General features: G+C 60.7%; 17 protein-coding genes. 11 read left to right on the top strand and 6 right to left on the bottom strand.

The features are described from left to right. The first annotated feature begins 34 nt into the window (after positions 1–34). Positions 35–2,536 carry a circularly permuted type 2 ATP-grasp protein gene (locus QMX88_RS07230; protein ID WP_282367770.1) on the top strand — a complete coding sequence of 834 codons (2,502 nt, stop codon included), beginning with the start codon at positions 35–37 and terminating at the stop codon, positions 2,534–2,536. Next, complete coding sequence (locus QMX88_RS07235) at positions 2,536–3,432, top strand: transglutaminase family protein (protein WP_192171084.1); 897 nt, start codon at positions 2,536–2,538, stop codon at positions 3,430–3,432. Before QMX88_RS07230 ends, QMX88_RS07235 begins: the two co-directional genes overlap by 1 nt. Positions 3,433–3,578: 146 nt before the next feature. Here the strand turns inward: QMX88_RS07235 and QMX88_RS07240 are convergent, their stop codons facing one another. Further along, on the bottom strand, positions 3,579–3,809 hold the full coding sequence (locus QMX88_RS07240; RefSeq protein ID WP_192171083.1) for a hypothetical protein: 231 nt from the start codon (positions 3,807–3,809) through the stop codon (positions 3,579–3,581). 425 nt (positions 3,810–4,234) lie between these two features. On the opposite strand from QMX88_RS07240, the gene azu reads away from it, so the two are divergent. Beyond that, positions 4,235–4,681, top strand: coding sequence for an azurin (gene azu, locus QMX88_RS07245; protein ID WP_282367773.1), 447 nt, complete (start codon positions 4,235–4,237; stop codon positions 4,679–4,681). Here the strand turns inward: azu and QMX88_RS07250 are convergent, their stop codons facing one another. From QMX88_RS07250 to QMX88_RS07265, 4 genes are all read right to left on the bottom strand, one after another. Then, positions 4,682–5,710, bottom strand: coding sequence for a DUF1338 domain-containing protein (locus tag QMX88_RS07250; protein ID WP_282367775.1), 1,029 nt, complete (start codon positions 5,708–5,710; stop codon positions 4,682–4,684). 151 nt (positions 5,711–5,861) lie between these two features. Next, positions 5,862–6,689, bottom strand: a complete 828-nt coding sequence (gene nadE / locus QMX88_RS07255) for an ammonia-dependent NAD(+) synthetase (RefSeq protein WP_282367777.1) — start codon at positions 6,687–6,689, stop codon at positions 5,862–5,864. A 60-nt stretch (positions 6,690–6,749) separates the two neighbouring features. Continuing rightward, positions 6,750–7,949 carry a nicotinate phosphoribosyltransferase gene (gene pncB / locus QMX88_RS07260; RefSeq protein ID WP_192171079.1) on the bottom strand — a complete coding sequence of 400 codons (1,200 nt, stop codon included), beginning with the start codon at positions 7,947–7,949 and terminating at the stop codon, positions 6,750–6,752. A 301-nt stretch (positions 7,950–8,250) separates the two neighbouring features. Beyond that, positions 8,251–9,156 carry a LysR family transcriptional regulator gene (locus QMX88_RS07265; RefSeq protein ID WP_282367779.1) on the bottom strand — a complete coding sequence of 302 codons (906 nt, stop codon included), beginning with the start codon at positions 9,154–9,156 and terminating at the stop codon, positions 8,251–8,253. A gap of 156 nt (positions 9,157–9,312) precedes the next feature. On the opposite strand from QMX88_RS07265, the gene amaB reads away from it, so the two are divergent. From amaB to QMX88_RS07305, 8 genes are all read left to right on the top strand, one after another. Next, positions 9,313–10,803, top strand: a complete 1,491-nt coding sequence (amaB, locus tag QMX88_RS07270; protein WP_282367781.1) for an L-piperidine-6-carboxylate dehydrogenase — start codon at positions 9,313–9,315, stop codon at positions 10,801–10,803. Positions 10,804–11,036: 233 nt separating this feature from the next. Beyond that, positions 11,037–12,320 carry an L-pipecolate oxidase gene (gene amaA / locus QMX88_RS07275; RefSeq protein ID WP_282367783.1) on the top strand — a complete coding sequence of 428 codons (1,284 nt, stop codon included), beginning with the start codon at positions 11,037–11,039 and terminating at the stop codon, positions 12,318–12,320. Positions 12,321–12,676: 356 nt separating this feature from the next. Further along, positions 12,677–13,813 carry an ABC transporter substrate-binding protein gene (locus tag QMX88_RS07280; RefSeq protein ID WP_282367785.1) on the top strand — a complete coding sequence of 379 codons (1,137 nt, stop codon included), beginning with the start codon at positions 12,677–12,679 and terminating at the stop codon, positions 13,811–13,813. A gap of 184 nt (positions 13,814–13,997) precedes the next feature. After that, the gene (locus QMX88_RS07285) at positions 13,998–14,912 is read left to right on the top strand and encodes an ABC transporter permease subunit (RefSeq protein WP_037015668.1); all 915 of its coding nucleotides are present in this window, start codon (positions 13,998–14,000) and stop codon (positions 14,910–14,912) included. A 2-nt stretch (positions 14,913–14,914) separates the two neighbouring features. After that, a complete protein-coding gene (livM, locus tag QMX88_RS07290; protein WP_192171074.1) occupies positions 14,915–16,210 on the top strand; it encodes a high-affinity branched-chain amino acid ABC transporter permease LivM in 1,296 nt (431 codons plus the stop codon). Beyond that, positions 16,210–17,085 carry an ABC transporter ATP-binding protein gene (locus tag QMX88_RS07295; protein ID WP_192171073.1) on the top strand — a complete coding sequence of 292 codons (876 nt, stop codon included), beginning with the start codon at positions 16,210–16,212 and terminating at the stop codon, positions 17,083–17,085. The genes livM and QMX88_RS07295 overlap by 1 nt, the downstream gene beginning before the upstream one ends. Continuing rightward, the gene (locus QMX88_RS07300; RefSeq protein WP_065987777.1) at positions 17,082–17,798 is read left to right on the top strand and encodes an ABC transporter ATP-binding protein; all 717 of its coding nucleotides are present in this window, start codon (positions 17,082–17,084) and stop codon (positions 17,796–17,798) included. Before QMX88_RS07295 ends, QMX88_RS07300 begins: the two co-directional genes overlap by 4 nt. Positions 17,799–18,568: 770 nt before the next feature. Continuing rightward, positions 18,569–19,339: an SDR family oxidoreductase gene (locus QMX88_RS07305; protein WP_065987776.1), complete on the top strand. Its 771-nt coding sequence runs from the start codon at positions 18,569–18,571 to the stop codon at positions 19,337–19,339. Between the two features lie 334 nt (positions 19,340–19,673). On the opposite strand, the gene QMX88_RS07310 is transcribed toward QMX88_RS07305, so the two are convergent. Beyond that, positions 19,674–20,810 carry an AGE family epimerase/isomerase gene (locus QMX88_RS07310; protein ID WP_282367793.1) on the bottom strand — a complete coding sequence of 379 codons (1,137 nt, stop codon included), beginning with the start codon at positions 20,808–20,810 and terminating at the stop codon, positions 19,674–19,676. Between the last annotated feature and the right edge of the window lie 176 nt (positions 20,811–20,986).

A 20,986-nucleotide genomic window follows, 5' to 3' on the forward strand; every position in this document is an offset into this window, starting at 1 on the left:
GATTCGAGTCCTTTTGTTGTCTGCCGAGCCTTCCATGCCTGACCTGCTTGACCACTATCCGCTCACCCCGGGTACCTACCACGAGATGCTGGATGCCAGCGGCGCCGTTCGGCCCCATTGGCAGCGGCTGTACGAGCATCTCCAGCGCAGCACACCTGCGCAGCTCATCCAGCGTCAGGCGCTGCTCGCCAGGCAGATTCAGGAAAACGGCGTCACCTATAACGTCTATGCCGACCCCAAGGGCGCCGATCGTCCTTGGGAACTGGACATGCTGCCCCACGTGATTCCGATGGAAGAGTGGCAGCCACTGGCGGCCGGCATCGCCCAGCGCGCGCGTTTGCTCAATGCCGTGCTGGCTGATCTCTACGGCCCGCAGGAACTGATCGCCGAAGGTCTGCTGCCGGCGGAGCTGGTGTTCGGCCACAACAACTTTCTCTGGCCATGCCAAGGCGTAAAGCCGCCTGAAGGCACTTTTCTGCATGTGTACGCGGTTGACCTGGCGCGCACGCCCGACGGTCGCTGGTGGGTCACCGCCGACCGGACTCAGGCGCCGTCGGGTGCCGGTTACGCGCTGGAAAACCGGCTGATCGTGTCGCGGGCGTTTCCCGAGTTGTACCGGGATTTGCAAGTCCAGCACCTCTCGAATTTCTTCCGGTCGCTGCAGGAAACCCTCGCGCGCCAGGCACCCACCAGCCACGAAGCCCCGCTGGTGGTACTGCTAACACCTGGGCGTTTCAACGAGAGCTATTTCGAGCATCTTTATCTGGCCGGTCAGTTGGGTTATCCACTGGTGGAAGGCAGCGACCTGACCGTGCGCGACGCGACGGTGTACCTGAAAACCCTCAGCGGGTTGCGTCGTGTTCACGCGATCATGCGCCGTCTGGACGACGATTTTTGCGACCCACTCGAACTGCGCACGGATTCCGCGCTGGGCGTGCCGGGCCTGCTTCAAGCGGTGCGACAGGGCCGCGTGCTGGTCGCCAATGCCCTGGGCAGCGGCGTGCTGGAATCGCCGGGGCTGTTGGGGTTTCTGCCAAAGATCAATGAACACTTATTTGGTGAAGAGCTGCTGCTGCCGTCGATCGCCACCTGGTGGTGCGGCGAGCCGCCGGTGCTGGCCCAGGCGCTGGAGAAGATGCCGGAGCTGCTTATCAAGCCTGCGTTCCCGTCCCAGAGTTTCGCCCCGGTCTTCGGCCGCGATCTCAGCGACGATGACCGCCAGGCCCTTGCCGCGCGTATGCAAGCCCGGCCTTATGCCTACGTCGCGCAGGAATTGGCGCAGTTGTCCCACGCGCCAGTCTGGCAGGGTGAGGACAGTCAGCTGCAGCCCCGCGCCATCGGCATGCGCGTTTACGCGGTGGCAACGGCCGATGGCTATCGCGTCCTGCCGGGCGGCTTGACCCGCGTGGCGGCCGATGCCGACGCTGACGTGGTGTCGATGCAGCGCGGCGGCGCAAGCAAGGACACCTGGATTCTTGGCGAGCGACCCCTGGGTAGTGAACCGTGGAAAAACCGTCACTCGCTGGGCGTGCACGACTTGATCCGCCGCGACCCGTACCTACCGTCGCGTGTGGTGGAAAACCTGTTCTGGTTCGGTCGTTATTGCGAGCGCTGCGACAACAGCGCGCGCCTGCTGCGGATCATGCTGACGCGCTATGTCGACGGCGATGATCCAGTCGCTTTGCAAGCAGCGGTCGAGCTGGCCGAACGGTTGAATCTGCTTCCGCTCCAGGACGAAGATGAGCCGAGCGAGCTGCATGAGCGTTTGCTTGAAGCGCTGTTGGGTGACGACTGGCCGTTCAGCCTGCGTTCCAATTTGCAGCGCCTGCAGTGGGCGGCGTCACAGGTGCGCGGCAAGTTGTCCCGCGAGAACTGGCAGGCGCTGGTGGAATTGCAGCGTGAAGCCCTGAGCCTGGAGACCGAGAGCCCTGATTTCGGTGAGTTGCTGGATTTCCTCAACCGGCTGGTGATGTCGCTGGCGGCGCTGTCCGGTTTTGCCCTGGACGACATGACCCGCGACGAGGGCTGGCGCTTCCTGATGATAGGGCGGCGCATCGAGCGCTTGCAGTTTCTCTGTACGACGCTGGCGGCGTTCCTGCGCAGCGAGGCGGTGTTTCATCAGGACGCCCTGGACGGGCTGCTGGAGCTGGGCAACAGCGGGATCACCTACCGCTCGCGCTATCTGGCCCTGCCGCAGTTGATCCCGGTGCTCGACCTGCTGGTGCTGGACGATCAGAACCCCCACGCGGTGTTGTTTCAGCTCAAGCTGGTGGCGCGCTCGGTGAAGCGCATGAACGAGGATTTCGGTGTGCCTCAAGACAACAGCCTCGCGACACTGATTCAGCGGCTGGCGGTGTTCGATCTGGGTTGCCTGGAAGAAGGGTTGTTCGGTGAGAGCAGCATCAAGGCAGCACTGGATGGGCTGGCGGATCTGCTGCAAACCATCGGCGAGACCAGCGGCCACGTTTCGGACCGGCTCGCGCTGCGTCATTTCGCCCACGTCGATGATGTCAGCCAGCGCACGGTGTCGGTCTGATGAACAGCGCCCAGTATCAAGTCCTCCACGACACCCACTACAAATACGACAGCCCGGTTTCCCTGGCCCAGCAGCTCGCCCATCTGTGGCCGCGGCGCAGTCCCTGGCAGCGCTGCCTTGAGCAGCATCTGGTCATCAGCCCGACCCCGACCACGCGCCGTGATGAGCTGGACGTGTTCGGCAATCCGCTGACGCGGCTGGCATTCGAACGTCCCCATGATGAGCTGCAGGTCAACGCGCGCCTGCGCATTGAGGTGCTGGAACGACCGCAGCTGGATTTCAATGGGTCCGCTCCATGGGACGAGGCGCAGCATCGACTGACTTACAGCGCCTCGAGGATGGCGCCGGATATCCTTGACGCCTGCCGGTATCGCTTCGAATCGCCCTACGTGCATCTGAAGCAGACCTTCGTCGAGTTTTCCGCCAGTTGCTTTCCCGCCGGACGGCCGATGCTGCTGTGCGCGCAGGCGCTGATGGAGAAGATATTCGAAGAGTTCACGTTCGATGGCGAGGCGACTCAGGTGGCCACGCCGCTGGTGGAAGTGCTGGAAACCCGACGGGGTGTCTGTCAGGACTTCGCTCACTTGATGCTGGCGTGCGTGCGCTCGCGCGGGCTGGCGGCGCGGTATGTCAGCGGCTATCTGCTGACCCAGCCGCCGCCCGGCCAGCCACGGCTGATTGGCGCCGATGCGTCCCACGCGTGGGTGTCGGTGTTCTGTCCGGTGTTGGGTTGGGTGGATTTCGATCCGACCAACAACGTTCAGCCTGCGCTTGAGCACATCAGTCTGGCGTGGGGGAGGGATTTTTCTGACGTGTCGCCATTGCGGGGGGTGATTCTGGGAGGCGGGAGCCACGATCCGGAAGTGCGGGTGACGGTGATGCCGATTACGGGTTAGGCGGGCGTTGGTGTCGACTGGGCTGTGAGCGCGCCTGCGATATCGGGGTGTCAGCCAATGGATGGATCATGGCGAAACCCCAACGTGAGCAAGCTCACTCCTACAGGTTCTCGCGTTCATCCATCCCATTGCGCTGAATCAGATGATCACTCAGCAGGCTTTTCTTCAGCGGAGCCTTTTACTTCGGTGGAGCCTTCAGCATCGGTAGAGTGTTCAGCTTCAGTGGCGCCTTCGGCGTTTTCGCCGTCTACGACTGCACCTTCTCCAGCCTCTGCTTCAGCCTTCTCGGCCTGCTTGCGCTGTGCTTTTTCCTCTTTCTTTTGCTCTTTTGCCAGATCACGTTGGCGTTTGGCGAAGGAATAGTTGGGTTTGGCCATGGGCAGTCCTCGAGACAGACGATAAGTCAGCACATTCTGCCTGAGAATGGTGCAAAACCGGCGTGGTATTTTTCCTCACCCGATCATCAATCACGGTCAGTCGCCCGCCATTACAGGTCTCAGCCGTTGAAAACCGCGCGTTTATAGACGCCGTAATCCTGGCTGGCGCGGTCGTAATTGCCCGATGCGCCGCAGGCGTAAGCGGCGAGCAAGCTGCGGAAAATGCTGGAAAGTTGCATGGGATCGTCCTGAAGATGGGTGACAGGACGATCTTATGCAGCCATCGTAGCGCTGACTGTTTGATTGTCTCGATGGCCCTGATAGAGGCCGATCAGAGGCGCTCAGTAATAACGGTTGATGCATTGTTCTAATTTAGGGCAGTCTTTGTATACAAAATAAAGGGCTGCCCCACCAGGAGACGCACCATGATTCGCAAGCTTGTCGCTGCATCCGTTCTGACTTTGGCCAGTGGGCACCTGCTGGCGGCCGAATGCTCGGTCGAAGTCGATTCCACCGACCAGATGACGTTCACCACCAAGGCCATCGAAATCGACAAGAGCTGCAAGCAGTTCACCGTCAACCTGAAACACACGGGCAGCCTGCCGAAGGCGGTCATGGGCCACAACTTGGTCATCAGCAAATTCGATGACATGTCGCAGATCGCCACTGACGGCATGAGCGTCGGCATCGACAAGGATTATCTGAAGGACGGTGACGCGCGCGTTATTGCCCACACCAAAGTCATCGGCGGAGGCGAGTCGGATGCGGTCACGTTCGACGTATCCAGGCTGGATTCGGCCCAGGCATATGGCTTCTTCTGCTCGTTCCCGGGCCACATCGGCATGATGAAAGGCACTGTCACGCTGAAGTGATCATTGTGCCTGCTTCGAGTCGGTCATCTTGAAGATGCCCTGGGCGTTGCTGCTGTCGAAGTTGAGATCGATCTTGCCGTTGTCAGGGTCGATCTTGCGCTGAATGAACTCCACGAATGAGCCTGGCACCTTGTGCGTCACCACGACGCCCTCGGCGGTCAACAGCCCTCGGTTTACCGTGCAGGCCTTGTACGCGGTCTGCATGACCCTTCCCGAACCTGACACCTCGATGCTGTCCTTCATCGGCCGCTCGCGCCGATGCTGTTCGGCCACCGTCGCTTCCAGATCCACCACCCGATCGGTCAGGTGATTGAAGCTGTTGCCTTCGGTGGCGATCCACGCCATTTCCGCGCTTTCGCTCAGCAGCTGGCGATAGTCATCTTCCCGAACAACGCCGTGTTGGCGGCCAAACGCGCGATACAGCGCCGGTAGCAGCTGAGTGGCTTCCATGAGGCTGCAATGCCGGGTCGTGCGCAGGCGACTCAGAACGCTCAAGTCTTCAGGGCTCAACGGGTCGCGGCTCGAACCGACGACACGGCTGACCGCCTCTTGAAACGGCTGACTGAGTCGGCCGGGGTGCAGTTCGGAGACGAAGAACTGCGCGATGTCTTCCGGCAGGTCCATCTGGCGATAGCCCCAGCCGGTCATGTTCAGTTTGGTCAGCGGATAGGTGCGCACATCGGTGAAACCCAGCGGCTCGAGCAGGCGCGAGAAGGCCTGACGACCGCGCGGCAATTCGCCGTTGTCCGCCCAGTCGACGGTGCGGATGGCGCCGTGGTCAAACACCACCTTGCGGCCGCCCTCGGATTGCTCGTCCACGTAGCGCAGCCCGTCAGGCACGGCCTCGACCAGCTTGTGGAACAGGCACAGGTTCAACGCTTCAGCGAGCCAGACCCGATGGATTGCCTCGTCAGACCAGGAAAACTCGCCCAGCGCCTGGGGCACCTCGACGCGGTGTTCGAGCCATGCCGCAGCGGGCTGGCCGACGGTGGACGCTACGAGGGAGAAGAGGCCTTGGAAAGCAGTCATGGATAGCGGCTCTGGGCGGGGAAGTCAGAGCGCTATGTAAGCCGTGATGGCGAGCGCCATCAAGCGAAAAGAAATAACGGGTTCATTCCGTTTTTGAATGCTGCCCGATGGATTTTCATCCAAACCCATCGGGCATCTTCATAACCGAGCCTTATGGCGCGTACGGCAGATCCCGTTTGTGCTGGGTCTTGCGGTAGGTGCTGACAATGATCTCGGCGGTTTCCTGCTTCACCGGCTCACCGTGCAGGAAGGCGTCGATCTCTGCGTAACTGATGCCGTGGGCCGCTTCGTCCGGTTTGCCGGGGACCAGTTCTTCGAGGTCGGCGGTGGGGACTTTCTCGACCAGATTTTGCGGCGCGCCGAAGCTGCGGGCGATCGCGCGGACCTGATTCTTCACCAGACCGCTCAACGGCGCCAGGTCGCAGGCGCCGTCGCCGAACTTGGTGTAGAAGCCCATGACCGCTTCAGCGGCGTGGTCGGTGCCGATGACCAGACCGCCTTTCACGCCGGCAATGGCGTACTGCGCGACCATCCGCGTCCGGGCCTTGATGTTGCCTTTTACGAAATCCACGGCACTGGCGGCCTGGCCTTCGAAGGCTTTGATCTGATCAACCAGCGCTTTCACCGAGGGCGCGATGTCCACCGTGTGGCGCTCGTCCGGGTTGATGAAATCCACCGATGCCGTGGCTTCATGTTCGTCGTGCTGGATGTGGTACGGCAGGCGCACGGCGATGAAGGTGTAGGCATTGTCGCCGGTGCTCTCACGCAGCTCGCGGATGGCGCGTTGGGCCATCAGACCCGCTGTCAGCGAATCCACGCCACCGCTGATGCCGAGCACCAGCACTTTCAGGCGGGCGTTGTTCAGGCAGTCCTTGATGAATTGCACGCGGCGGCTGACTTCCGCCTGCAGCGCTTCGTCATTGGCGAAAGGCGGCTGGACGTTGAGCTGCCGGGCGATCTCGCGCTGTACGTCTTGCATGATTGACTCCTTGAGCAAAAAAGGAATGGCATGGAAAAGGGGCGGCGGTCGGTGCTCGACTCAGGCTGGCACCTTGAATACGTGGCGCAGATAGGACACGAACTCCGGGTCCTTGCACTGGGTTTTGCCGGGCTCGTCGGAAATTTTTGCCACGGGCTGGCCGGCGCAGGCGGTCATTTTCAGCACGATGCTCATCGGCTTGATCCCTGGAATGTCTGCCGTCAGGTTGGTGCCGATCCCGAAGCTAACGTTGATGCGACCCCGCAGCGCGCGGAATATTTCCAGCGCCTTGGGCAGATTCAAACCGTCGGAAAACACCAGCGTCTTGCTCATCGGCTCGATGCCCAGCTTCTGATAATGACGGATGCATTTTTCGGCCCACTGCACAGGATCGCCCGAATCGTGGCGCAGTCCGTCGAAGAGCTTGGCAAAGAACAGGTCGAAATCACCGAGGAAGGCATCGGTGGTGATGCAGTCGGTCAGCGCAATACCCAGCAGGCCTCGGTACTCACGCACCCAGCAGTCGAGCGCGGCGATCTGGCTGTCGATCAGCCGCGGGCCAAGTTGCTGATGGGCCATGATCCATTCGTGGGCCATGGTGCCAAGGGGTTTGAGGTCGAATTTGCGCGCCAGGTGCACGTTGCTGGTGCCGACGAACTGGCCGGGGAAATCCTTTTTCAGCACTGAAACCACGTCTTCCTGCACCGCGTAGGAGAAGCGCCGGCGCGTGCCGAAGTCAGCCACTTTCAGTTCCGCCAGTTCATCGGCGGTGGCGGTGGCGGTCAGCCAGTCGAACTTGCGGTACAACTGATCGCGGGCCTGGCTGAGCAAGGTTTCCGGGTTGCGGTGTCGGTTGCGGACTTCGCTGACGATGGCCAGGACGGGCACTTCGAAGAGGATCACGTGCAGCCATGGGCCAGACAGGCGGATGCACAGTTCGTCATTTTCGATGGTGGTCTGGACGTAGCGCAGGTTGAAGCGGAACAGCCCGAGGAAACGCAGGAAGTCGGGCTTCATGAAGTTGATGCGTTCGAGGAAACCGGTTTCCTCGATGCTCAGCGACAGTTCGCAGAGCTGCTCGATCTGATGGCGGATCTCGGCCAGATACGGCCTGAGGTCTTCACCGTTGCGGCAGCGAAACTCCCACTCGACTTCGACGTTGGGGTAGTTGTGCAGCACGGCCTGCATCATGCTCAGCTTATAGAGGTCGGTATCGAGCAGGTTCTGCACGATGCGGTCCGCGAAAGCGCTCTCACTCATTGTGTCGCTCCAGCCAGCAGCGGGCCGCCAAGGTGCGGCCCGGGATTCAATTGGGTGTCGCATACAACCTTGCGGTAGCGCTGTGGCGGTACGTCCGGTTTGTTATTGACGATGGCCGACATAATGCCAGTCGTCGTGGAAGAGGGGCAGAAATGTTTCAGCGATTGTGGGACCGGCTTTAGCCGGGAAGGCGTCGGTGGTCACGCCGCAGATGTGATCGTATGCAAAAGGGCCTCTTCCCGGCTGAAGCCGGTCCTACGAACACCGCGTGTATCCAGTGCGACAGGCGGGCCCCCCTAACTCACTGCGGCGTTGGCTCGTTGAGCTGTTCGAGCATCCATTCCACAAACACGCGAATCTTCGGCACTTCGGCCGCGTGCTCCGGATAGGCGAGGTAATAGGCGTCCTGACTCGGCAGGGCATGGGGCCATGGGATGATCAGTTTGCCGTCAGCCAGTTCTTCTTCGACCAGAAACCGGGGCAGCAGCGCGACGCCGCATCCCACTTGCGCCGCGCGAATGCACATGTAGATCGTTTCGAAACGCGGCCCGTGGTAGCTGTGTTCCGTCTGGTAGCCCTGACTCTCGAACCAGTCATGCCAGGCCTGTGGACGATGCGCATTTTGCAGCAGAACCAGATCGGTCAATTGCGTAGGATCTGTGAAGGGCTCAATCGGTAAACTGCCGGGGGCGCAGACCGGGATCAGCTCTTCGCTGAACAGCCTCACGCTCTCGGCACCGGGCCGGGCGCCACCGCCGAAATAGAACGACAGGTCGCAGCGGCTCTGGGCCAGGTCATCGCTTTCCTGTTCGTTGACCAGATCCAGATGAATGTGCGGATGACGCATGCGCCAGCCCTTCAGGCGCGGCACCAGCCAGCGGGCACCGAAGGTCGAGGGTGTCGACACCCGCAGGACTTCGGTTTCGCCGCCGTAGGAACGCAGGAAGTGCGTCGACATTTCCATCTGCGTGAGCACTTTGCGCACTTCGCCCAGGTACAGCGCACCGGCTGGCGTCAATTGCAGGCGCCGACGAACCCTTCGAAACAACAGGTGTTGCACCAATTCTTCCAACTGGGCGACCTGCTTGCTGACCGCGCTCTGGGTGAGGTTCAGCTCCTCGGCCGCGCGGGTAAAACTCAGGTGGCGGGTCACCGCTTCAAAACATTGCAGCGCGGTGACCGACGGGAGATGGCGTTTGCTCAGCATATTCGGCTCGTTCAGCGTCAGCATGAAAAAACGGAATGATATCTCGCTTAATCGTCGTTTGTTGCAGTGCCGCCCGCCAGCTATTACTAGAGGCTGACGAAATAACCCATATTTGGCATTCCGCTTTCGCGCTTACGATCAGTTTCAGGAGAAACCATGCTCAACGACCTGCTTACCCGACTCGGTGTCGATGCCGCGCTTTATCAACAGGGCGACAAGCCTGTTCACACGCCTATCGATGGCAGTCAGGTGGCGTCGGTGAACTGGGAAAGCGCCGCCGAAGTCGAGCAGCGCATCACCCGCGCCGACCACGCCTTCGAAGCGTGGCGCAAAGTGCCTGCGCCCCGGCGTGGCGAGCTGATCCGCCTGTTTGGCGAAGCGCTGCGCAAGCACAAGGCCGACCTGGGCGAGCTGGTGTCGTGGGAGGCCGGCAAGATCACACAGGAAGGTCTGGGTGAAGTGCAGGAAATGATCGACATCTGCGACTTCGCCGTCGGCCTGTCGCGTCAGATGTACGGCCTGACCATCGCTTCCGAGCGCCCGGGCCACCACATGCGTGAAACCTGGCACCCGCTGGGCGTCGTCGGCGTCATCAGCGCGTTCAACTTCCCCGTTGCGGTCTGGTCGTGGAACACCGCACTGGCGCTGGTCTGCGGTAACTCGGTGATCTGGAAGCCGTCGGAAAAGACCCCGCTGACGGCGCTGGCTTGCCAGGCACTGTTCGATAAAGTCGCCGCTGAGTTCTCGGACGCTCCGCAGTACCTCACCCAATGCATCGTCGGCGGCCGCGAAGCCGGTGAAGCGCTGGTCGATGACGCCCGCGTTGCGTTGATCAGCGCTACCGGCAGCACGCGCATGGGCCGCGAAGTGGCGCCGAAACTCGCCGCACGTTTCGCCCGCAGCATTCTGGAGCTGGGCGGCAACAACGCGATGATTCTGACCCCGAGTGCCGATCTGGACCTGGCCGTGCGTGCCGTGCTGTTCAGCGCTGTCGGCACGGCGGGTCAGCGTTGCACCACCCTGCGTCGTCTGATTGCGCACTCGTCGGTCAAGGCCGAGTTCGTCGAGCGCTTGAAAGCGGCTTACGCCAAAGTGCGTATCGGGCATCCGCTGGAAGGCAATCTGGTCGGCCCGCTGATCGACAAGCAAAGCTATGAAAACATGCAGGAGGCGCTGGAACAGGCGTTAAGCGAAGGCGGCAAGGTGTTTGGCGGCAAGCGCCAGTTGGAAGATAAATTTCCCGACGCTTACTACGTCTCGCCGGCCATCGTCGAAATGCCGGAGCAGAGCGATGTCGTGCGCAGCGAAACCTTCGCGCCGATTCTGTACGTCGTGGGCTACGAAGAATTCAGCGAGGCGGTGCGCCTGAACAACGACGTGCCCCAAGGTTTGTCGTCCTGCATCTTCACCACTGACGTGCGCGAGGCCGAGCAGTTCATTTCGGCGTTGGGCAGCGATTGCGGCATTGCCAACGTCAACATTGGCCCGAGTGGTGCAGAGATTGGTGGCGCGTTCGGTGGCGAGAAAGAAACCGGCGGCGGTCGCGAGTCCGGCTCGGATTCGTGGAAGGGCTACATGCGTCGCCAGACCGCCACGGTGAACTACTCCCGCGAACTGCCGCTGGCGCAGGGGATTACGTTTGATTGATTAGCAGTGACGGAGTGTAGTCATCGCACCGCGTTGACTTCATTCGCGAGCAAGGTGGAGCGCCACCCCGGTCGCTCCCACAGATTTAGGTGATCGTACCCACGCGCTCTGCGTGGGCACGCCCTCGATAGGCGCTCTGCGCCTGCTTGTAGTGACGCGGAGCGTCATCGGCTGCATTACCACGCGGAGCGTGGGAACGATCAGGTCTGGCTGTCTCTTTCCGAGGGTTTGCGATGCCGTTACGCGAAGAGTGTCTGTGGGAAACGCTGACGCCGCAAAGGCCGGAAGCGCCCGCGTTGCGCGGGGAAGTGACTGTCGATGTGTGCGTCATCGGCGCAGGCATCACGGGTTTGTCGGCGGCCATTCATCTGCTTGAGCAGGGCAAGACCGTCGCGGTCGTCGAAGCCCATCGCACCGGGCAGGGCGGGTCCGGCCGGAACGTAGGACTGGTCAACGCCGGCCTGTGGATTCCGCCTGACGAAATTGAAGCCGGCTTCGGCAAGAAAGTCGGCAGCCAGCTCAACACCATGCTCGGCAATGCGCCGTCGCTGGTATTCAGTCTGATCGAAAAGTACGGCATCGAGTGTCAGGCGACGCGCAAAGGCACGCTGCACATGGCCCACAACGCCAAGGGTGAGCTGGACTTGCGCAGCCGTGAGGAACAATGGAAACGTCGCGGCGCGCCTGTGGAATTGCTCACCGGCAAGGCTTGTCAGGAAGCAACCGGCACCACCGAGATCACTTCCGCCTTGCTCGATCACCGCGCCGGCACCATCAACCCGATGGCCTACACCAGCGGGCTGGCGGCGGCCGTCACGCAATTGGGCGGTCAGCGTTTCGATCACTCGCCGGTCAAACGCCTTGAACGTCAGGGCTCGCGCTGGTGCGTCATCACCCAAAACGGCGCGGTGCTTGCCGAGCAAGTTGTTATCGCGTCCAACGCCTACACCGAGGGCGAGTGGACCGAGCTGCGACGCAACTTTTTCCCTGGCTATTACTATCAAGTGGCCTCGGCGCCACTGACCGAAGACGCTGCTCGGCAGATTTTGCCAGGCGGGCAGGGTTCCTGGGACACGCGGCAGGTACTCAGCAGCATTCGTCGGGATGCGGATGGTCGGCTGTTGTTGGGCAGTCTGGGCAATGGCAATCAGAAGCCCGGCTGGTTTTTGAAGGCGTGGGCCGATCGCGTACAACAGCATTATTTCCCGTACCTCAAACCGGTGGAGTGGGAATCCACATGGACCGGCTGCATCGCGTTTACGCCCGATCACTTGCTGCGAATGTTCGAGCCTGCACCAGGACTGGTCGCTGTCACCGGTTACAACGGACGCGGCAACACCACAGGGACGGTGGTTGGCAAAGCCTTCGCCGATTATCTGTGCAGCGGCAACGCCAGTGTCTTACCCATCCCCTTTGCGCAGATGCAGCCGCTGGCGGCCGTTGGACTGCGCAGCTCTTTGTACGAGGCTGGCTTTTCGCTATACCATGCGGGCCAGTGCCTCAGAATCGTGATCTGAGAAGAATTTTCTCTTCAAAACAACGATTTCTCCTACATCCACTACCCTCAAATGGTGCGTCCCGTAGCGGATCCGCACCGACGGTGTGCAGTTCGGTGACGCAGGCTGTAACAACAGGGTTGTACAGGTGAAGGCGGCGCGGTTGCGCGCCTGCTTCCCTGCGGTTGCTCTTTTAAAGTCGCAAGGTTGCACCTTGCGCGGTTTAGACGGTTGCACGCCCCGTGAAAAAGGGCAGAAATCAGTCGGATAGCGACAAAACGACGAGTTTCTCAAGAATAAAAAACCGATGGCACGCCACTTGCTCGCAGCAGCTTCGTGGTCGCAGTGCTAATTAAAAAACCCAGGAGCACCAACTCATGTCGCAGACGTTCTACAGAAAAGGCTTTCTTGCACTCGCCGTGGCTACTGCCATGGGTGCGGCTTCATTTGCGCAGGCAGCCGACATCAAGATCGGCGTTGCTGGCCCAATGACCGGCGCCAATGCCTCGTTCGGCGAGCAATACATGAAGGGCGCTCAAGCAGCTGCCGATGCCATCAACGCTGCGGGCGGCGTCAACGGCGATAAAATCGTGCTGACCGCCTACGACGATGCGTGCGAACCGAAACAGGCCGTTGCCGTTGCCAACAAGGCGGCGTCTGACAAAGTTGCCGGCGTTGTCGGTCACTTCTGTTCCTCCTCGACCATCCCGGCGTCGGAAGTCTATGACGAAGCCGGCATCATCGCGATCACCCCTGGCTCCACCAACCCGACCGTTACCGAGCGCGGCCTGAGCGCCATGTTCCGTATGTGCGGCCGTGACGATCAGCAAGGCATCGTTGCCGGCGACTACATCGTCGACGTGCTCAAGGGCAAGAAGATCGCCGTCATCAACGATAAGGACACCTACGGCAAAGGCCTGGCAGACGCCACCGCCAAGCAGCTGACCGCTCGCGGCGTGAAGCCTGTGCTGGAAGAAGGTCTGACCCGTGGCGAGAAAGACTTCAGCGCCCTGGTCACCAAGATTCGTGGCGCCGGCGCTGACGTCGTTTACTTCGGCGGCCTGCACCCGGAAGCCGGTCCACTGGTTCGCCAACTGCGTGAACAAGGCCTGAAAGACGTGAAATTCATGTCCGACGACGGCGTTGTCACTGACGAACTGGTCACCACTGCTGGCGGCGCGCAATACGTCGATGGCGTGTACATGACCTTCGGCGCCGACCCGCGCATGTTGCCAGACAGCAAGGCCGTGGTTGAGCAGTTCCGCAAATCCGGCTACGAGCCAGAAGGCTACACCCTCTACGCTTACGCTTCGGTTCAGGCCCTGGCCGCTGGCTTCAACGGCGCCAAGTCGAACAAAGGCGAAGACGCTGCCAAGTTCCTCAAGGCTCACCCGGTCAAAACCGTCATGGGCGAGAAAGCCTGGGACACCAAGGGCGACCTGAAAGTCTCTGACTACGTGGTTTACCAGTGGGACAAGGACGGCAAATACCACCAGCTCGAAAAGCAGAAGTGAGTTAAGCGCTTAGTCGGATCTGCTGTTTCCCGGGGGTGAGCCAGGAAACAGCCTGATCCGGTAATCGGCGCTGTCTGACGGCGGCGCCGGATTTCTTCTGTTGCCACTGTGTGCGCCGCTCTATTCCTCACGAGGGAATGGTCGCGCGCGCCAGGTCGGCCTTTCAAGTTCGTGAGCGTGCGTGATGGACGGTATTTTCCTGCAGCAAATGGTCAACGGCCTGACACTGGGCTCGGTCTATGGCCTGATCGCCATCGGTTACACGATGGTCTACGGCATCATCGGCATGATCAACTTCGCCCACGGCGACGTTTACATGATCTCCGCCTACCTCGCAGCCATCGGCCTTGCCGTGCTGTCATTCTTCGGCGTTGAGTCATTCCCCTTTCTGATTCTTGGCACACTGATCTTCACCATCGTGGTCACCGGTGTGTACGGTTTCGTCATCGAGCGAGTGGCGTACAAACCGCTGCGTAACTCGACCCGTCTGGCGCCACTGATCAGCGCGATCGGCATCTCCCTGATTCTGCAGAACTACGCGCAGATCGCTCAGGGCCCACGCCAGCAAGGCGTTCCGACCCTGCTCGAAGGCGCCATGCGCTTCGATGTCGGCAGCGGTTTCGTACAGATCACCTACACCAAAATCTTCATCCTGATCGCTGCCTTCGTCGGCATGGGCGTACTGACCTACATTATCAAGTACACCAAGCTGGGCCGGATGTGCCGCGCCACGCAACAGGATCGCAAGATGGCCTCGATTCTGGGCATCAACACCGACCGGGTGATTTCCTACGTATTCGTCATTGGTGCGGCCATGGCGGCATTGGCTGGCGTGCTGATCACCATGAACTACGGCACCTTCGACTTCTTCGCCGGCTTCGTCATCGGCATCAAGGCGTTTACCGCAGCGGTACTCGGCGGCATTGGTTCGTTGCCGGGGGCCATGCTTGGCGGCCTGATCCTGGGGGTTGCCGAGTCGCAGTTCTCCGGGCTGATCAACTCCGACTACAAAGATGTGTTCAGTTTCGGCCTGCTGGTAGTGATTCTGATCTTCCGTCCCCAAGGCCTGCTGGGTCGCCCACTTGTGGCGAAGGTATAACCATGTCTGCACCTACTAAACCCATTGATATCAAACAAAGCCTGATCGACGCGGTGATCGCCGGGCTGCTGGCGCTGATCGTGTTCGGCCCGATTGTCGGCATCGTGCTGGATGGCTATGGCTTCAACCTGCAACCGGGCCGCGTCGCCGTGCTCGTCGGCGTTGTCGTTGTCGGTCGTTTCTTCATGAGCCTGTTCCTGCAGACGCCGAAGGGCGTGGCCATCGCGCAGAGTTTCGAAAGCTCGGGCTCTGGCGTGCACGTGCTGCCGCCGGGTTACAAGACGCGCCTGCGTTTTATCATTCCGCTGATGATCCTCATCGCAGTGATCTTCCCGATCTTCGCTGACAAGTACGTGCTGACCGTGGTGATCCTTGGCCTGATCTACGTGCTGCTGGGACTGGGCCTCAATATCGTGGTCGGCCTCGCCGGTCTGCTCGATCTGGGTTACGTCGCCTTCTATGCGATTGGCGCGTACGGCCTGGCGCTGGGTTATCAGTACCTGGGCCTGGGGTTCTGGTCGGCGCTGCCGTTGGCGGCGATCGCTGCGGCGCTTGCCGGTTGCATTCTCGGCTTTCCGGTGCTCCGCATGCACGGGGACTACCTGGCAATCGTGACCCTGGGCTTCGGCGAGATCATTCGTCTGGTGCTCAATAACTGGCTGTCGTTCACCGGCGGCCCGAACGGCGTGCCGGTGCCTTCGCCGACCTTCTTCGGGCTGGAATTCGGACGTCGCGCCAAAGACGGCGGCATCCCGATCCACGAGTACTTCGGCTTCGAATACAACCCCGACCTGAAATTCATCTTCATCTACACCGTGCTGTTTCTGGTGGTGCTGGCGGTGCTGTACGTCAAACACCGCCTGACCCGCATGCCGGTAGGCCGCGCGTGGGAAGCGCTGCGTGAAGACGAGATCGCCTGCCGCTCGATGGGCCTGAATCACGTGCTGGTCAAGCTGTCGGCCTTCACCATCGGCGCGTCGACGGCCGGTCTGGCGGGGGTGTTCTTCGCCAGTTATCAAGGCTTCGTCAACCCGACCTCGTTCACCTTCTTCGAGTCGGCGCTGATCCTCGCTATCGTCGTGCTGGGAGGCATGGGCTCGACCGTCGGCGTGGTCATTGCGGCGTTCGTGCTGACCGTTGCACCGGAACTGCTGCGCAGCTTCGCGGAATACCGCGTCTTGTTGTTCGGCATCCTCATGGTGCTGATGATGATCTGGCGTCCCCGTGGCCTGATTCGCATCAGCCGTACCGGCGTGCAGCCACGCAAAGGCGTGCTGGCCAAAGTGGAGGGCGCGTGATGAGCGACGAAATCGTTCTGTCCGTCGAAAACCTGATGATGCACTTCGGCGGCATCAAGGCCCTCAGCGACGTCAGCCTGCAAGTGCGGCGCAACTCGATCTTCGCCCTCATCGGCCCGAACGGCGCCGGCAAGACCACGGTGTTCAACTGCCTGACCGGCTTTTACAAAGCCACCGGCGGGCGCATCGAGCTCAATGCGCGGGGCAAGAAAACCAACGTCATTCAGTTGCTCGGCGAGCAGTTTCGCGCCGCCGACTTCGCTTCGCCGAAGCGCTTCGGCAGCCGGCTGTACTACAAGATGTTCGGCGGCACACATTTGGTAAACCGTGCGGGGCTTGCGCGAACTTTCCAGAATATTCGCCTGTTCAAGGAAATGTCCGTCGTCGAGAACCTGCTCGTTGCACAGCACATGTGGGTCAATCGCAACATGCTCGCCGGCATTCTCAACACCAAGGCCTATCGCAAGGCTGAAGACGACGCCATGAACACCGCGTTCTACTGGCTCGAAGTGGTGGATCTGGTGGACTGCGCCAACCGTCTGGCCGGTGAGCTTTCCTACGGCCAGCAACGCCGTCTGGAGATCGCGCGGGCGATGTGCACGCGTCCGCAGGTCATCTGCCTGGACGAACCGGCGGCGGGTTTGAACCCGCAGGAAACCGAAGCGCTGAGCGGCATGATTCGCCACCTGCGCGACGATCACGACATGACCATCGTGCTGATCGAGCACGACATGGGCATGGTCATGGGGATTTCCGACGACATCGTCGTGCTCGACCACGGCAACGTGATAGCCAAGGGCAAACCGGAACAGATCCGCAACGATCCGAAAGTGATCGCAGCGTATCTGGGCGCTGATGAAGAGGAGTTGGTATGAGTAAGCCGATCCTCGAACTGAAAGAGATCGACGTGTATTACGGGCCGATCCAGGCCCTGAAGAAAGTCTCGATGCACATTGACGAGGGCGAGACGGTCAGCCTAATCGGCTCCAACGGCGCGGGCAAATCCACGCTGCTGATGTCGATCTTCGGCCAGCCGCGCGCGGCCAGCGGCCAGATCATCTACCAGGGCACCGACATCACCCACAAGTCGTCCCACTACATTGCGTCCAACGGCATCGCGCAATCGCCGGAAGGCCGCCGCGTGTTCCCGGACATGTCGGTGGAAGAGAACCTGATGATGGGCACCATCCCCATCGGCGACAAACACGCCAGCGAAGACATGCAGCGCATGTTCGAGATGTTTCCGCGGCTCAAGGAGCGTCGTAACCAGCGGGCAATGACCATGTCCGGCGGCGAGCAGCAAATGCTCGCCATCGCCCGCGCGCTGATGAGCCGTCCCAAGTTGCTGTTGCTGGACGAGCCGAGCCTGGGGCTGGCGCCGATCATCGTTAAGCAGATCTTCGCGACGCTGCGTGAGCTGGCGCAGACCGGCATGACCATCTTCCTGGTCGAGCAGAACGCCAACCATGCGCTGAAGCTGTCGGACCGCGCTTACGTGATGGTCAACGGCGAGATTCGTCTGACCGGCACGGGTAAGGAATTGCTCACCAACGAGGAGGTCAGGAACGCCTATCTCGGCGGTCATTGATTCCTGATCCTGCTGTTAAAACAAGCCCCGGGTGGATAACTCCCGGGGCTTTTTTGTGGGGAAGTGGAATTGTGGAAAACAATTTTGGGCAGTTGCGAAAACGCGACATATAGCCGCTGCAAATCGCTGTTTTGTCACGCTTTTGACTTGTTCAGTTTTACTGTGGAGGTGACTGTGAATAAGTTGTCAGCAGCTGGCTGCAAGCCTTTGATTACGTGGCTTACAGCCTTCTGATCAATTTTTGATCAGTCGTTTCGGCCGGTATTTTGCGGGGGTTTGTCAACGTTGTTCTGGCTGGTTTTTTATACAGTCTTTAAGCGGCGCCCGCCTGTGGATAAGTCTGTGCGCAACCGTTGGAAAGACCGCCGCAGATAGCGCAATCTCTGGCCTCGACGCGTCATTCCTGTCCGCGCACCCAAGTCCCGGGTGAATTGGACGGCAGATGGCCCATGGCCGGTCAAGTAAAAACATCGTTCGAGTTACCCACACGCCCCGTATGCCGGGACTTCCGGCGTTTCGAGTTGCCCCCAGAAAATGGTTGTCTGACTGTGGATAAGGTGGGCAAAAGTGTCTGCAGGCCAGATGGCATAAGGCCTTGGAGTCATTGGTTGTTTTTTATACAGCAAAGCAGTTGTATGACGATGTTGCTGATGGTGCTTGATCCCGGCCTGTCTGCGCGGGCATTCTCCAGAACCTTCTTACACGCAACGCAGCTTGCGTGACATTCCCGCTTGGCTTGATAAGCCCGCATCTTTAGTCAGGAGAAAGAAATGACCTCTACCGTATTCATTACCGGGGCCACTTCCGGGTTCGGCGAAGCCTGCGCCCGTCGTTTTGCCGAGGCGGGCTGGTCACTGGTGCTGACCGGTCGCCGTGAAGACCGCTTGCAGGCGCTGAGCGCTGAATTGTCGAAACAGACCAAGGTGCACACGCTGACGCTGGACGTGCGCGATCGCGCAGGCGTGGAGCGCGCTGTGGAAAGCCTGCCGGCTGAATTCGCGAAGATTCGTGGCCTGATCAACAACGCGGGCCTGGCGCTGGGGATCGATCCTGCACCCAAGTGCGATCTGGATGACTGGGACACCATGATCGACACCAATATCAAAGGGCTGGTTTACACGACGCGCACGCTGCTTTCGCGTCTGATTGCATACGGCCGCGGCGCCAGCATCGTCAACCTTGGTTCGGTGGCGGGGAATTATCCGTACCCGGGCGGTAACGTTTATGGCGGCACCAAAGCGTTCGTCGGACAGTTTTCGCTGAACCTGCGCAACGACTTGGTCGGCACCGGCGTACGCGTGACTAACCTTGAGCCGGGTTTGTGTGAGAGTGAGTTCTCGCTCGTGCGCTTCGGCGGCGATCAGGCCAAGTACGACGCGACCTACGCAGGTGCAGAGCCTATCCAGCCCCAAGACATCGCCGACACTATCTTCTGGATCATGAACACCCCGGCCCACGTCAACGTCAACAGCCTGGAGCTGATGCCTGTGAGCCAGACCTGGGCCGGGTTTGCGATTGATCGCAGTCGTGGGGAGAAGTAAGTAGGGTTTTAGGTGATTAGCGCCGCCCGGCACGCGGCGCGTTTTAGAAAGCAGCGCCGTCCATGTGAGAGTGAGCTTGCTCACGAAGACGGCATTTCAATCGCTGAATCTTTAGCGGATGTACCTGCCCATTCGCGAGCAAGCTCGCTCCCACGGGGTTGAGTAAGGCGCAGAATCAGGTGCCGAGCGCGGTCAAATTGTGGGAGTGAGCTTGCTCACGAAGACGGCATTTCAATTGCTGAATCTTTAGCGGATGTACCTGCCCATTCGCGAGCAAGCTCGCTCCCACAGGGGCTTCGCCAATCTCTGATGGGATGACCATCAGGGAGTCAGCTCAGCCGCTGAAATACTCGGCCAACCCGATGTAGCAGGTCGCCAGGTGATACGGCGTCGTCGACGGCATGTCGCTGCGGCTGATCTGCCCCTGGCTGTCGAGGCATTCGTTCCAGCCGGTGGGGTGCAGGAACTGCGCTTGCAGCGCGTTCAACTGACGCGCCAGCAGGTGCTCGCTATCAGGCCGCAAGGTCAACGCGCGCAGGTATTCAGCCTGGGCCCAGATACGCTGCGTGCCGTCTTTCACGGAGCCGTCCACTTCCAGCATCGCCGCGACCGCGCCCGTCGTTTGATCGACGCCCTGTGCCTCGGCGTGGGCGAACGCGGTCTCCAGCGAGCGATACAGCGGCGTGCCCCGCAGCCGCGCGGAAGACGCCAGCAAGTAGAACCATTCGAACTGGTGACCCGGCTCGGACCAGTTATCCACAGCGTCCAGCGGTTTCTCCAGCATCACCCCATGCTCAACATCGACAAAGCGTCGTTGCATGGCGTCCACCAACCCATCCAGCGCCGCCCGCGTGTCAGCGTCGTCGCGCACGGCCAGTGTGCCGAGAAAGGCTTCGGCCAGATGCATCAGCGGGTTCTGCAGCGGGCCGGCGTTCAGCGAAGACCAGTCTTCGGCCAGCACGGATTCATACAAGCCATCGCCGTCGGCAAAGCGCTCGGCGACCACGTTCAGGGCGGCATTGAGCACCGACTCCACCAGCGGCTCACGGACCTTGCCCCAGTAATGCGCGCAGGCGAAGACGATGAAGGCGTGGGTATAGAGGTCCTTGCGACGGTCCAGCGGCGCGCCCTGTGGATCAATGCTGTAGAACCAGCCGCCGTGCTCGGCATCGTGAAAATGCTGCTGCAACGAACGAAACAGCGCCGCCGCTCGGGTAGCGGCGTCGGGGACGTCGGGGTGATCGATCAGGCTTGAAAACAGGAACAGCTGGCGCGCACAGGCCATGGCCCGGTAGCGCTGTGGCGGCAGAGGCCGATGCTGAGCGTCGAGCGCCTCGAACGGCAACGCCATCTCGGCATTCCACCCCGGGCCTTGCCACAACGGCACGACCACGCCCATGAAGTGCTGCTGCAGCTCAGTGAACAGGGCGGACAGTTCAGACTTGGCGGTGGGGAGGGAAGCGTCAGGCATTGGATGGCGTCACGGCAGTGGCAAATTGCGCGACATGGTAGCAGGAGGCGAGGCGAGCGGGGCAGCGGGGATCAATTGATCCCCGCCAAGCCCTATCGGAAATGCCTGCCGTTCAACGCAAAACGCGATCCCTGTAGGAGTGAGCTTGCTCGCGAAGACGGTATTTCAACCGCTGA

The organism is Pseudomonas sp. PS02290, from assembly GCF_029960075.1.
Taxonomy (GTDB): Bacteria; Pseudomonadota; Gammaproteobacteria; order Pseudomonadales; family Pseudomonadaceae; genus Aquipseudomonas.